This is a genomic window from Methanobrevibacter sp. UBA417, assembly GCF_002508845.1.
Lineage (GTDB): Archaea > Methanobacteriota > Methanobacteria > Methanobacteriales > Methanobacteriaceae > Methanobrevibacter_A > Methanobrevibacter_A acididurans.
In genome coordinates this window covers 1-12929 of the sequence record NZ_DAZC01000028.1, presented here as the reverse complement: position 1 = coordinate 12929, position 12929 = coordinate 1, and the positions used below count along the sequence as shown (strand labels likewise).

Sequence of the window (12929 nt, the reverse complement as noted above, 5' to 3'; positions counted from 1 at the left end):
AATTTATATTATTTACTATTTTAGTAATTGTTTCAAAAATTTCATTAAGCTTCAAAGTTTTAAAATCATCCAAGTTACAATCCTTTGGATATTGAATTTCTAAAATTTCATTGAAATTAAAAACTTTATCAAAAATTTCAGCTCCAACAATATCATCATAACCAGATTCTACTTGTATAATTTTAGATTCATTTTTAACAAAACCATGTTCTACAACTTTATCTAAATCCCCATCTGTTATTCCAATAATTGGGACATTAAAACGATAAAGAATATCTGAAGTCACTAAAGTTGTATCATCACCTACAGTAATAACTAAATCATTATCTTTTAGTTTATAAATATCTTCAGCAGCATGATCTAAGTAAGCAATACTTAAAATTGTAGAAGAATTATCCTTGTTTAATACTCGAGGTTCAATATCATCACTTCTGCGAAGTAAACCTGTTTTAATAATTGCAGTATTTAAATCTATTTTCCCTAATTTATCCACACCGTGTTGTTTAATATTCCCTCCAATAATATCTGTAATAATACCATCTTTTGCAACAAGAGTTAACTTATCAGATGAAGATTTTCCAATAACCATTCCATTTACAAGGATATTTTCACCTGGACTTACTCCATGAACTGGACGAACAATATTACCTTTTAAATCTGGAATATTATTAGTAAAATGTTTTAACCTTACATCTTCAGGTGTTACGATATTTAATTCTAATTGACTAGCTAGTTTAATTGCAAAATCATCAGCAGTTAAAGTTTTATATTCACTTCTAGCACCAGGATGTATATTTAATTTAGTTTCATTACCATCCCAAACAATAACACTACCATCATTTTCCCCTGGACGTTCAATTTGTATGACTGGTGTTAAATCATCAGTTAAATATTGACTATAATGATTAAAAACTTTATAACCAAACACTTGACCTGTTGTGGAAGATTTACCATAATTTAATAAGAAAATACAATCTAAATTTTCATCCTTAAATTTCTTTAATGATTGACTAGGAAGTAATTTCTCTTTAATATTTATCACATTTTCAAGGGAAGCATCAATAACTGCAGTTCTTCCCATTGTTCCACCTAGCCTACAATGAATATTACCATAATTTGATAATATATCTAAAATATATAAAGCATACCCTGAATCTATAATATTCGGGCCATGTACTACTACTCCAATTTCCATAAATAATAAACCTACAAAAACAAATTTTCTTTTATAATTACTTTTTTATTCTGCGTTTAAAAAGTGAAGACCCACACACTTCACAATCTTCATAAGGATAATCTTCAGGATAATCCCGTTTACAACCATTACAAGTTTTAACCCAATTATACACACCATTAATACCTTTAGTAATAATACTACTATAAGGAATACCTATAATCTTTAAAACATTCTGTATAGAATAATCATCAGTTAAAACTTTAACATTACTATTAGTATTCTGAATATCTAAGGCTAAAGCTATTAAATTCTTATCCGGTTCAGATAATCTTAAACTATCCCCAGATTTTTTAATAATTTCATCTAGTTCTAACTTAAATTTATCATTAGGATTACGGACAATTAAATTACCCTCATCAATTGCTTGATTCAAACGTATTTGAGACTTTAAATCCTTAACTTCATGAGTTATATCAGATACTGTATAATTAACATTATTACCCGGTTCATAACCATTAATAAAAGCAGAAGCATCTAAAACATAAACAACATTATTCATATTAATTATATATAGATAATAAAAAATATATACCTTACTCGGAAAAAATAATTCTAAGAAAAAATTAAGGATAGGATGTAAATAAAAATGATAAGCGAAACAATGGAATCCCATAAAAAAGATAGTCCCTCAGATATAAAATGTGGAATCATCACATTAAGTGATAGTTTAAAAGAAAAAGGTAATGAAGGAATAGAAGAAGATTTATCAGGACAATATTTATTTGAAAGACTAAGTGAAAAATATGAAGTATCCGCATATGTACTTATAGCAGACGAATCAGATAAATTAATACAAGCTATATCTAATATGAATAGTAAAGGAATAGATGTAATTTTCACAACAGGTGGAACAGGACTTGAAAGTAGAGATATAACTATTGAAACATTAGTTCCAAGATTTGATAAAGTAATACTCGGTTTTGGGGAAGAATTCCGTCGAAAATCCTTTGAAAAATTAGGTTCCGGAGCATTACTATCCAGATCAACTGCTGGAATTTATAATAAAACAATCATTTTTGCATTACCCGGTTCACCTAATGCTGTTGAAATGGGTTTAAATTTAATATATCCTGAAATAGGACATCTTGTAAAACATGCAAGAAAATAAGAAAAAATAAAATAATTAAAAAAATTCATTAACACTAATTAAAGGTTCTAAAAGAATATTTGCATCTTCAAATGCCTCAACAGCACCTTCTTCACGGTCAACACAAACAAAAGCTCTACTAACATTACCACCATTATCTTGGATTGCATGTATAGCTTTAAGTAAAGATCCACCAGTTGTAGTAACATCTTCTACAACAATAACATCATCACCTTCACATAATTCACCTTCAATAAGTTTACTAGTACCATAACCCTTTTTTTCTTTACGTATCATAAGTAATGGAATACGTGACTCTAAAGATACAGCAGTAGCTATAGGAACAGCACCTAAAGCAGGTCCTGCAACTTTATCAATATTATCATCACTTATTTTATCAGTAATTAATTTAGCAATAGTTGATAATATTTCAGGATTAGTGATTGCTTTTTTCATATTAACATAATAATTACTTTTTTTACCACTAGCTAGAGTGAAATCTCCCTTTTCAAAAACTTTATTTTCTTTTAAAATTTGAATTAAATAATCTTTATTTGACATAGAAATCTCTTAATAAAAAAAAGTTTTTTTTATTCCTCTTCGGATAAATCTTTTAATAATATTTTATCCCCAACTTTACTCACCATATCTACGGGAATAATATCTTCACTTTTTTTAATATTCATTTTTTCTTTAATATTGCCTTTATTAATTACTAAACCTGTTATTTGATATGTTTCAGGATCTATTTCAAAATCAACAACTTTTCCAAGTATAGTAACATTTAAATTTAATACTTCTTTTCCTAAAATTTCTTTAGTTCTCATTTTATAAACACAACTCCTAAAATCATTATTTTATTTATTTTTAAAAAACGGTTCTCTTTAATTTAATAATATTATTTTATACATTCTAATTATTTATACCTTTAAAAAAGTTTGACATTATTAAAGGTAAAAAAAAATAATTAAAAAAAAGTGTTAAATTGGAGAAAATATTTTAATAAGAATCTAAATCTTCTTCAGTAATTCCTTTATCCTGAAGACGTTCTTCTTCATCTTCATCCCCTTTATTCCAATTAACAATACCATAAACCACACAAAGAAGTGTAGATAAAATTATTAAAACATAAACACCCCAAATCCATGGATCAGATATACCAAAAACCATCATTAGGATTCCTCCTTAACTTTCTTCTTATTAAAACCTTTAAATGAATTTGTTAAATATTTTTCATCTAATGGTTTTGTGAGTAAGGAAACTACAACTAAAAAGATTATACTAATTGGTAATGCAATTATCATAGTATCAACATAAGGCCAAGGCATAGTTGATATTAACATAGGATAACCAGTTAAGAATTTACAAATTCCTAAAGATGTTGCAGTTTTTCCAAAGACAAATATTAACCAGAACAAACTTGAGAATACTCCAGCTAATATACTTGCAATAGCTCCTTCACGAGTTGCACGCTTCCAATAACATGCCGCCAAATAAGCAGGAAGGAAAGAAGCAGCACAAACACCAAAGAATAAACTAGTACCTAAAGCTACTATACTTCCAGGTAGGGATAAACCTATAATAAGAGATAATACTATAGCTACAAGAATACCTATTTTAGAAAATGTAGTAGATAAATTATCAGATAACTTACGTTTATGTAAAGTTTCAATTATATCATGCCCTAAAGCGGTTCCTTGAGTATGATACTGACCACTTAATGTACTCATGGAAGCTGCAATCAATGTTAAAAGGAATAAATATACAAACCATTCAGGCATTGCCATGGAAATAAATGTAGGAATTATTTTATCAATATTACCTGCAACCATATTTACTGCAATTTTTCCAAAATTATCAAAGAAAAACACATTAGAAAGGGATCCAACAATATATGCAGTAGTTGGTATTAATGCAATGAAAACTCCTCCAATTAAAATAGAACGATTTAATTCTTTATCAGATTTCACTGTCATAAATCTTACTGCAAGTGATGGTTGTGCAAGTGCACCAATTCCAACCCCTAAAATTGTAGTTGTTACAAGATTCCACCAATAAGGTGAAGATAATGTAGGGAAAGAAGTCCATCCCGTTCCCCCATCAGCCGCTGCCGCAGCTGGATATAAATGAACCATATTAGATAAAGCCATGTTTGCATGAGATACTCCACCTAATTTCACATATACAAATACAAGTAAAATAGCCATACTAACAAACATGATAGTTCCTTGAAGAGCATCAGTATACATAACTCCCTTAATACCACCATAGAACACATACACTGCAATAATTAAAGATAAAATCAGAAGTGATAAACTAAAATTAAGAGCTAAACTAGTTTCCATAAATCTAGCAGCACCAATAAGAACAACTGCAGCATATAATGGCATACCACAGAATATAATTAAACCACTAGCAACTTGTATAAAACGACTATTAAATCTACGACCTAAAAATTCAGGAAATGTAACACTACCTAAATTATGTCCAATACGACGTGTTCTTTTACCGAGAAATGCAAATGCTATAAATATTCCAACTATAACATTTAACCATGCTAACCATAAAATTCCCATACCATATTTACCAGCAATTCCCCCAAAACCAACAATAGCAGCCGTAGATATAAATGTTGCCCCATAACTTAAAGCCATAATATAAGAATTAGTATCACGACCGGCTATTAAAAAGTCTTCTGAAGAATTTGTTCTTTTATAAGCAAGATAACCTATAAGGATTACCATTATAAAATATATTGCAAATATTGCAATTAACAAAGAATAATTCATAAAATTTTAACCTCATATACATAATAATAAATAAAAAAAACTATAAAAGATGAAAGCTACTAAAAATGTACATTTAATTATTTCACCCCAAAAAAATAGGTAGTACAATATAAAAGAATTAACCATCATTTTAAGTTATTAATAATTTATAACTAAAATAATATTTAAATATTCTATATAATATATTAATAATTCAAAAATTTATAAACATTAAATAATAAAAATAAATAAAGTTATAAAATTAAAGATTCATGTTTTAAAAAAAATTTTTATATGAGGATAAAAAATATGATTTGGAATGAAGCCGCAGAATGTATGGACGAAGAAGATAAAAAGGAATTACAATTATCATTACTACAACAAACCGTAAAAAGAGCATATGATAATGTACCTTTCTATAAAAAATTATTAGATGATGCAGGGGTAAAACCTGAAGATATAAAAACATTGAAAGATATTGAAAAAATACCATTCACAACAAAAACTGACCTTAGAGCAGCATACCCATTTAAAATGTTTGCTGTACCAGATGAAGAAATTGTGGAAATACACACATCTAGTGGAACAACAGGAGTACCAACAGTATCAGGTTACACAATAAAAGATTTAGATATATGGGGAGAAATGACTGCAAGAGGACTTGGAATGTGTAATGCAACCAAAAAAGATAGAATCCAGAATTGTTATGGTTATGGATTATTCACTGGAGGTTTTGGAATACATTACGGTGCAAGAACCGTAGGATGTACTGTAATCCCAATAAGCGCAGGAAACACAAAAAGACAAGTAGATACCTTATTAGATTTCCAAAGCACAATATTAACATGCACTCCCTCATATGCAGCATATATCGGAGAATACCTTAAAAAAGAAGGTTACAAACCAGATGATATAAGCTTAAAATATGGAGTATTCGGAGCAGAAATGTGGACCGAAGAAATGAGAAAAGGAATAGAAAAAAGTCTCGGAATAACAGCATTAAATATTTATGGACTAACTGAAGTAATGGGGCCAGGAATAGCAATAGAATGCCCAGAACAAACAGGACTACATGTAGCAGATGATCATTTCTACCCAGAAATTATAGATCCTAAAACTGGAGAAACATTACCAGATGGAGAAAAAGGAGAATTAGTACTTACAACTTTAACACGGGAAGGTTCACCAATAATCAGATTCCGTACAAAAGACATAACCACTTTACATAAAGGTAAATGTGCTTGTGGAAGAACAAGTTGTAAAATAGAACGTATAACTGGAAGAAGTGATGATATGCTTAAAATTCGTGGAGTTATGGTTTTCCCATACCAAATCGAACGTGCATTATTCAAAACTGAAGGCATAGAACCAACCTATCAAATCCATGTAACAAGACCAGGATTACTTGATGAAATTGAAGTGAAAGTAGAAGCATCACCAGATATGTTCTCAGATGAAATGAAAGAATTAAGCACACTTGAAAACACATTAAGTAAAAATATACATAATGAAATAGGATTAAGAGTAAATGTAACACTTGTTGAACCAGGATCATTACCTAGAAGTGAAGGAAAAGCAATAAGAGTAATTGATGAACGTAACTTTGAATAAGGAAAAAAATAATTTTTAAGGGAATGAAATTTATGAAAATAAAACAACTATCAGTATTCATAGAAAACAAAGAAGGTAGACTTAAAAACGCATTAAATGTATTATCTAAAGAAAATATTAATATTCGAGCATTATCTGTAGCAGATAGTGAAAAATATGGTATACTCCGTTTAATCGTGAATGACAACGAAAAAGCAAAAAAAGCATTAGAAAAAGAAAATTTAATTGTGAAAGAAACAGAAGTTATTGTAGTTGGCATACCAGACAAACCTAATGGATTAAACCACATACTTGAAATATTAGAAAAAGACGGAATCAATGTTGAATATATTTATGCATTCGTAAGTACAAAAGCAGATGAAGCAGTAGTAGTTATGAAAATTGAAGACATTGAAAAAGGTTTAAAATTATTAAAAGAAGCAAATTCAACAATCTTAACTAGAAAAGATATAAATAATTTATAAATAAAATTAAACCTTTAAAATTTTTTTCAAAAGATACACCTGAATGGAGCTTAATAAAACATGGAATTCTGCCCTAAATGTGGAAAAATGCTAATTCCCAAACATAATCAAGTAAAATGTAGCTGTGGATACAGTAAAAACTTAAACAAAAAAGATATAGAAGAACAGTACACGATGGCTGGAGAAAAAAAACATAACGAAGAAGTTGTTTTAATTGATGGGGATGTTGTAACCTTACCAACAACAAAAGGAAAATGTTTTAAATGTGGAAATACACAAATAGCTTGGTGGATGCGCCAAACAAGAAGTGCTGATGAAGCACCAACTATTTTTTACAGATGTACAAAATGTAGAAACACTTGGAAAGGACATGACTAAAAAAAATGGGAAAATTAATTAATTATTAATCTATTTTTTCCTACCTACCACTTTTTTTAGAGTCAAATATATATTAAAAAATAGTTTTAAAAAAAAATGGGAAAAATAGAATATTTATTCAATAAAATTATTTTAGACATGTAAATATATAATCTTGAACAATATCTCTTTTAAAATTCTTTTGGAAATCATGTTTAACTGTTTCAAAAACCCTGCTTCCCTTAGAAGTTAAATTATAAAATTTAACTTGATGATTATTATGCATACCTTCATGACTTTTAAGTAACCCTTCTTCTTCCATTTGATTTAATATGGGATAAACTTTACTATGACTAACATTTTTAATTAAACCAGCTTCAATTTGGGGTTTAAAAAATTCATCTATTTTTTTCATCAAATTGTAACCATGAAGAGATTTTTTTGAAAGATTCCATACAATTAAACTTCTCATTATACCATTAGAAATATTTTTAATTAGGACTTTATTTTCTTTAAATAATAAATGTGTTTCATCTTCATTAATTAATTCATCATTCCTCATAGTAAATTCACCATTAATAATATAGAAATTTTCATATCATTAATTTAAATTTTTTTTATAGAAAATTTAATTACGTACTAATAATACATCAGTACTTGCAGTTACAACAACTCTTTCAGCTACACTTCCTAATAAAAACTTTTGAACTCCACTTCGTCCAGATCCGGATATGATAATTAAATCTACATCATCTTCTTCAGCTACTTCAACTATTTTTTCAGCTGCAAAACCTACAACAACTTTTGTGGTGATATTACAATCTGAATCAAATTGTTGTTTCATGTGTTCTACATTTTTTTGAGCTTCTTCATAGAATGTTTTATTTATATCATCAATATGTTCTTTTTTTTGGAATACATAAGGGACTAATTTATTAGCAACTGATAATATAATTATTTCCCCATTGGGATTTAATACTTTTTTTACTCTTGAAATTTCTTCTTCTGAATATTCTGAACCATCTGTAGGTAATAAAACTTTATCATACATATTTTTTTCCACCTTAATTTTTTTTATTATCCTTTTATTTTAAGGATAAAAGTTAACATGTATAATTTTATACATGTTGATAAAAAAACCTATAGTTTAAATAGTATATAAAATTAACGAAAAAAGAATAAAAATAAAAAAAAGAATAAAAAATATTTAAAATTTAATATTTATAAAATCCTTCACCAGCATTAATACCAGTTTTTCCAGCATCAATTTTCTCTTTAAGCATAGCTGCTATTTTTCCCTCAATAGTTTCAATATCAGATGCATTAGGGTTCATAATAACAATATTATAAGCAGTAGTTAAACCTACAATATCTAAAATTCTGAAAGGTCCAATAGGTGCACCTGTAGCAAGTACCCAAGTTTTATCAATAGTTTCAGGATCAGCTACACCTTTTGCATATAACATTTCAGCAGCATTTAAAAATGGAACTAACATAGAGTTAAGTATATAACCAGGTTGTTCTTTTTTAAGTTGTAAAGGAACCATACCAATTTTCTCAGCAAAATCAACCACTATATCATAGTATTTTTGATCAGTACCAGCATGCCCCATAACTTCTGCAGTATTATTCTTCCAAATAGAATTTGCAAAATGTAATGCAAGATATTTTTCAGGACGACCAGTATACTCAGCAAATGCACTAGGAAGTAATGTAGAAGAATTAGTAACAATAATAGTTTTATCCGGAATATTTTTAGCTAATTCTTGATAAAAAGGAATTTTTTGTTTTGGATCTTCAGCAATTGCTTCAATAATTAAATCAGCATCATTACCTGCTTCAGCATAACTTGTAGTTAAAGTTATATTATCATATGCTAATTCAGCTTTATTTTTCAATTCATCGATTTCATCATCAGTTAAATCTTTTTTATCAGTAAACCCATTACAATATGCACTTGGGTCTGTTTTCATTTGTTCAAGAGTTGTTAAATATATATTTTTTACTCTTTCAAGTTTAGGTTTAGCTCTTCCAATAGATCCTTCACTTCGTAACCAAATTGTTACATTGAATCCTTTAAAAGCAGTTTGAAAAGCTATTTGACTACCTAAAACTCCTCCACCTGCAACTACTATATTTTTCATACTCATTTATTAAACCTCCAGCAATTATAAATAAACATGTAAACCTAGGTTTTATAAGTATATAAAATAATATGATTTGATTTTTTAATGAATAAAAATATAAAAAATAGAAAAAATTGCGAATAAAAAAAATAAAAATTTAAAAAAAATGTAATGAAAAGAAAAATTTAAAATTCTCTTAACATTTTAGCTATTTCTTCCTTTTGATAACCTAATTTTAAAAGTAAGTTTTTAATAGAATCATCAGGTTTCTTACCATGAATTTCTTTCCAATTCTTAAAATCATTTTTCACAATAGCATTAACAAGTAATTGGATAGTAATTAAATCATCACCATCTATTGCAACTAATATTTCTTTTCCATTAAAGTATCTTTCAGGATCTACAAGGTCAAATTTTCCAGCACTTTTATCCCACTTAATTATTGCATTCTTTATTTTATATGACATGATTAAAAGTCTCCTAAAAATTTATATATTTTACTTAACAGCATTATATCCATTTTCAATAGCTTTAATATTCATTTCATGGAATTTAGGTTTAAGATTATTTTTCATAGCTTTAATAATATCGTTTTTAGATAAAATGAAATCATCACTAGCTGTTAATGCACCTAATAATACCATATTCAATGATAAAATACTTCCAGCATCTTCAGCTAATTGATTACCATTAAGAGGATGCACATTATTATATTCTTGTTTTAAAGTAGGAATAATCTCATTTTCAACAGATGGATATCTTTCACCTGTTTGTGAAATTGTTGAAGGGACAATAGGTATTGTGTTAAAAACAATTTTAGTATCATAATTTGCTTTATTCAAACCTCGAACAACTTCTATTGGTTCAAAACCAAGAACCATATCAGCTTTATGATTCTCAACAATACTACTTTTATAATCACCAATTCGAAGTTCAGTAGAAACTGAACCTCCTCTTTGACTCATACCATGAATTTCACTCATTGCAACATCATAACCTTGAGCCATTGCAGCTTCACCAATAACAACACTAGTCTTAATGATTCCCTGACCACCTACACCACAGATGTAAATATTATAAGTACCATTAGACATAACTATTCACCATCCTCTTTTTTAGCTTTTATAGCTTTTTCCGGACATATTTGAGCACATGCCACACATCCAAAACACATATTACTATCAATAACTACATCATCACCTATTTTAGATATTGCAGGACAAGCCAATTCATCCACACATTTATAACATTTTGTACAATTATCTTGAATACTCATTGGTTTTCGTTTTTTAATCCCTTTAATAAGTGTACATGGGAATTGTGTTATTACAACACTAACTCCTTCATATTCTAATGCTTCTTTATAAATATCAATAGTTTTTCTTATACTATGAGGATTAGTTGTTCTAATAAATTTAACACCAATAGCTTCAACTAATTTCTCAATATTTATTGCAGGAGCTTCATCCCCAACACCATCAACAGGTAATCCAGGATTTGGTTGGCCTCCAGTCATAGCAGTTATACGATTATCTAATATAGTTACAACTAAATTCTTATTATTATTATGAACAGCATTAATAAGAGGAGCTATTCCACTATGGAAAAATGTACTATCTCCAATAAAACTACAAACATATTGATTAGTGGATTTACTAAATCCACATCCATCACCAATACTGGAACCCATACTTAATAAGTAATCTGCAGCATTATACGGTGGACTAATACCTAAAGTATAACATCCAATATCAGAAGCAAAAACCATCTCAGATTCAGGTATTTCTAATTCTTCTGCAGCTTTACCAATTGAATAATAACTTGAACGATGAGGACAACCAGCACATAAAGTTGGTTGACGATTAGGAATAGAATCTTTTAATTCTTTTATTGCAGGGGAATCTTCATTATCTTCAAATTCATAATAATTTAATATTCTGTTAAATGATTCTTTAACAATATCTTGACTATACTCATGAACAAAAGGGAATGTTCCATTTCTTTTCCCATAAACTGGAATATCTAAACCATTTTCTCCAAGGATTGCTAAAACACTTATTTCAAGTATTGGATCTACTTCTTCAACTATGAAAATTCCATCTAAATCTTTCACAAAATCTAATATTAAATCTTCACTTACAGGATATGATAATCCTAATTTAAGTATATCAATACCTAATTTATCCTTGTTGATTACATCATATGCATAATTAAAAGCACTACTACTTGAAATTACACCAAATTTACCATATAACTTTGCAGGAGTACCAATATTATCAAAATGATAGACTTTATTTAATTCAGATTCAAATGCAAATTTTTCTAAAGAATCTATCTTATTTACAAGAACTGTGTGCATATCTAATGCATTTGCAGGTACAGGAACATATTGACTTGGATTTTTATCAAAGTGTCCTCTAGGCCAATATTCACCATCCCGTATATCTTCCTCAGATTTAGGAATGTCTCCTAATGTTACTGGTCCTCTCATATGAGATACTCGTGTTGTTGTTCTAACAATTACAGGTAATCCTATTTCTTCAGATAAATTATAAGCATAAACCATCATGTCTTTTACTTCTTGAGGATTACTTGGTTCTAAAACTGGAAGATTGGATTGTCTTGCAAAGTTTCTTGTATCTTGCTCATTTTGAGAAGAGAAAGTTGATGGATCATCTGCAACAAGTATAACCATTCCAGCATTCACCCCACTATATGCAGTAGTCATTGCAGAATCACTTGCCACATTCATCCCAACATGTTTCATGAAAGTAAATGATCGCAAATTACTTACAGCAGCAGTTGCTGCTATTTCCATTGCTGTTTTTTCATTTGCTGAGAATTCAAAATACATATTAGCATTTTTTGCTGTTAAAGATAAAATATTACCTATTTCTGATGAGGGTGTTCCTGGATAAGTTGCACTTACTTTTACTCCAGACTCAAAAGCACCACGTACTGCTGCTTCATTTCCAAGCAAAAATAGTTTTTCTCCTTTTTCACCTTTTGTTAATTTTTCATAACTCATAACGATTTCACCAATTATTAATAAAAAATTTCAAATTTTATATAAAATTATAATATAATTATCTTTAGTTTTAATAATAAATATATATTTTTATAATGGCTCTGTCAAAAACTTAGTTGATTTTATTTTTTGAAATATTTTGACTCATAATTTTTTTAAGCTTTTTTATGGCTTTAATTATGATTTAGAAATAGTAAATTTAATATATTAAGTGGAGCCAATATATTAATATGACTAATAAAAAAATAAAA

15 protein-coding genes and 1 pseudogene are annotated in these 12929 nt (G+C 28.3%); 4 read left to right on the top strand and 12 right to left on the bottom strand.

Annotated elements, in window-relative coordinates; genetic code table 11:
* Positions 1–1195 (bottom strand): DUF2117 domain-containing protein (locus BP769_RS06110; protein ID WP_413828220.1); only part of this gene is annotated, 1195 nt, incomplete at its 3' end.
* Between the two features lie 37 nt (positions 1196–1232).
* On the bottom strand, positions 1233–1736 hold the full coding sequence (locus tag BP769_RS06105; protein ID WP_409197899.1) for a ribonuclease VapC: 504 nt from the start codon (positions 1734–1736) through the stop codon (positions 1233–1235).
* Between the two features lie 87 nt (positions 1737–1823).
* Between BP769_RS06105 and BP769_RS06100 the strand changes: the two genes are divergently transcribed.
* Positions 1824–2345: a MogA/MoaB family molybdenum cofactor biosynthesis protein gene (locus BP769_RS06100; RefSeq protein WP_409197900.1), complete on the top strand. Its 522-nt coding sequence runs from the start codon at positions 1824–1826 to the stop codon at positions 2343–2345.
* Between the two features lie 15 nt (positions 2346–2360).
* Here the strand turns inward: BP769_RS06100 and pyrE are convergent, their stop codons facing one another.
* The 4 genes and pseudogenes from pyrE to BP769_RS06080 form a co-directional block, all read right to left on the bottom strand.
* Positions 2361–2885, bottom strand: coding sequence for an orotate phosphoribosyltransferase (gene pyrE / locus BP769_RS06095; protein WP_409197901.1), 525 nt, complete (start codon positions 2883–2885; stop codon positions 2361–2363).
* Positions 2886–2914: 29 nt separating this feature from the next.
* Positions 2915–3151: a PRC-barrel domain-containing protein gene (locus BP769_RS06090; protein WP_409197902.1), complete on the bottom strand. Its 237-nt coding sequence runs from the start codon at positions 3149–3151 to the stop codon at positions 2915–2917.
* 241 nt (positions 3152–3392) lie between these two features.
* Positions 3393–3497 (bottom strand): annotated as a pseudogene (locus tag BP769_RS06085) (symporter small accessory protein); the annotation flags it as partial.
* Positions 3497–5113, bottom strand: a complete 1617-nt coding sequence (locus BP769_RS06080) for a sodium:solute symporter family protein (protein ID WP_413824881.1) — start codon at positions 5111–5113, stop codon at positions 3497–3499. The pseudogene BP769_RS06085 and the gene BP769_RS06080, both read right to left, overlap by 1 nt.
* A gap of 288 nt (positions 5114–5401) precedes the next feature.
* Between BP769_RS06080 and BP769_RS06075 the strand changes: the two genes are divergently transcribed.
* From BP769_RS06075 to BP769_RS06065, 3 genes are read left to right on the top strand one after another with little or no spacing between them, the layout of a single operon-like run.
* The gene (locus tag BP769_RS06075) at positions 5402–6703 is read left to right on the top strand and encodes a phenylacetate--CoA ligase family protein (protein WP_409197904.1); all 1302 of its coding nucleotides are present in this window, start codon (positions 5402–5404) and stop codon (positions 6701–6703) included.
* Between the two features lie 32 nt (positions 6704–6735).
* A complete protein-coding gene (locus tag BP769_RS06070; RefSeq protein ID WP_409197905.1) occupies positions 6736–7167 on the top strand; it encodes an ACT domain-containing protein in 432 nt (143 codons plus the stop codon).
* Positions 7168–7227: 60 nt separating this feature from the next.
* Positions 7228–7545, top strand: coding sequence for a transcription factor S (locus BP769_RS06065; protein WP_413824884.1), 318 nt, complete (start codon positions 7228–7230; stop codon positions 7543–7545).
* A 127-nt stretch (positions 7546–7672) separates the two neighbouring features.
* On the opposite strand, the gene BP769_RS06060 is transcribed toward BP769_RS06065, so the two are convergent.
* The 6 genes from BP769_RS06060 to iorA form a co-directional block, all read right to left on the bottom strand.
* Complete coding sequence (locus BP769_RS06060) at positions 7673–8086, bottom strand: PadR family transcriptional regulator (RefSeq protein WP_413824887.1); 414 nt, start codon at positions 8084–8086, stop codon at positions 7673–7675.
* Between the two features lie 66 nt (positions 8087–8152).
* Positions 8153–8575 carry a universal stress protein gene (locus BP769_RS06055; RefSeq protein ID WP_409197909.1) on the bottom strand — a complete coding sequence of 141 codons (423 nt, stop codon included), beginning with the start codon at positions 8573–8575 and terminating at the stop codon, positions 8153–8155.
* 163 nt (positions 8576–8738) lie between these two features.
* Positions 8739–9674, bottom strand: coding sequence for a 3-hydroxyacyl-CoA dehydrogenase (locus tag BP769_RS06050; RefSeq protein ID WP_409197910.1), 936 nt, complete (start codon positions 9672–9674; stop codon positions 8739–8741).
* Between the two features lie 161 nt (positions 9675–9835).
* Positions 9836–10117, bottom strand: coding sequence for a hypothetical protein (locus tag BP769_RS06045; protein ID WP_409197911.1), 282 nt, complete (start codon positions 10115–10117; stop codon positions 9836–9838).
* Positions 10118–10147: 30 nt separating this feature from the next.
* Positions 10148–10744, bottom strand: a complete 597-nt coding sequence (locus BP769_RS06040) for an indolepyruvate oxidoreductase subunit beta (protein ID WP_409197912.1) — start codon at positions 10742–10744, stop codon at positions 10148–10150.
* 2 nt (positions 10745–10746) lie between these two features.
* A complete protein-coding gene (iorA, locus tag BP769_RS06035; RefSeq protein ID WP_409197913.1) occupies positions 10747–12678 on the bottom strand; it encodes an indolepyruvate ferredoxin oxidoreductase subunit alpha in 1932 nt (643 codons plus the stop codon).
* Between the last annotated feature and the right edge of the window lie 251 nt (positions 12679–12929).

What these genes read in the sequence shown, in the direction of transcription:
- BP769_RS06070 (WP_409197905.1), top strand. Translation starts at nt 6,736, where the DNA reads ATGAAAATAAAACAACTATCAGTATTCATAGAAAACAAAGAAGGTAGA.
- iorA (WP_409197913.1), bottom strand. Translation starts at nt 12,678, where the DNA reads ATGAGTTATGAAAAATTAACAAAAGGTGAAAAAGGAGAAAAACTATTT.
- BP769_RS06065 (WP_413824884.1), top strand. Translation starts at nt 7,228, where the DNA reads ATGGAATTCTGCCCTAAATGTGGAAAAATGCTAATTCCCAAACATAAT.
- BP769_RS06055 (WP_409197909.1), bottom strand. Translation starts at nt 8,575, where the DNA reads ATGTATGATAAAGTTTTATTACCTACAGATGGTTCAGAATATTCAGAA.
- BP769_RS06075 (WP_409197904.1), top strand. Translation starts at nt 5,402, where the DNA reads ATGATTTGGAATGAAGCCGCAGAATGTATGGACGAAGAAGATAAAAAG.
- BP769_RS06040 (WP_409197912.1), bottom strand. Translation starts at nt 10,744, where the DNA reads ATGTCTAATGGTACTTATAATATTTACATCTGTGGTGTAGGTGGTCAG.
- BP769_RS06060 (WP_413824887.1), bottom strand. Translation starts at nt 8,086, where the DNA reads ATGAGGAATGATGAATTAATTAATGAAGATGAAACACATTTATTATTT.
- BP769_RS06050 (WP_409197910.1), bottom strand. Translation starts at nt 9,674, where the DNA reads ATGAGTATGAAAAATATAGTAGTTGCAGGTGGAGGAGTTTTAGGTAGT.
- BP769_RS06045 (WP_409197911.1), bottom strand. Translation starts at nt 10,117, where the DNA reads ATGTCATATAAAATAAAGAATGCAATAATTAAGTGGGATAAAAGTGCT.
- BP769_RS06090 (WP_409197902.1), bottom strand. Translation starts at nt 3,151, where the DNA reads ATGAGAACTAAAGAAATTTTAGGAAAAGAAGTATTAAATTTAAATGTT.
- pyrE (WP_409197901.1), bottom strand. Translation starts at nt 2,885, where the DNA reads ATGTCAAATAAAGATTATTTAATTCAAATTTTAAAAGAAAATAAAGTT.
- BP769_RS06100 (WP_409197900.1), top strand. Translation starts at nt 1,824, where the DNA reads ATGATAAGCGAAACAATGGAATCCCATAAAAAAGATAGTCCCTCAGAT.
- BP769_RS06080 (WP_413824881.1), bottom strand. Translation starts at nt 5,113, where the DNA reads ATGAATTATTCTTTGTTAATTGCAATATTTGCAATATATTTTATAATG.
- BP769_RS06105 (WP_409197899.1), bottom strand. Translation starts at nt 1,736, where the DNA reads ATGAATAATGTTGTTTATGTTTTAGATGCTTCTGCTTTTATTAATGGT.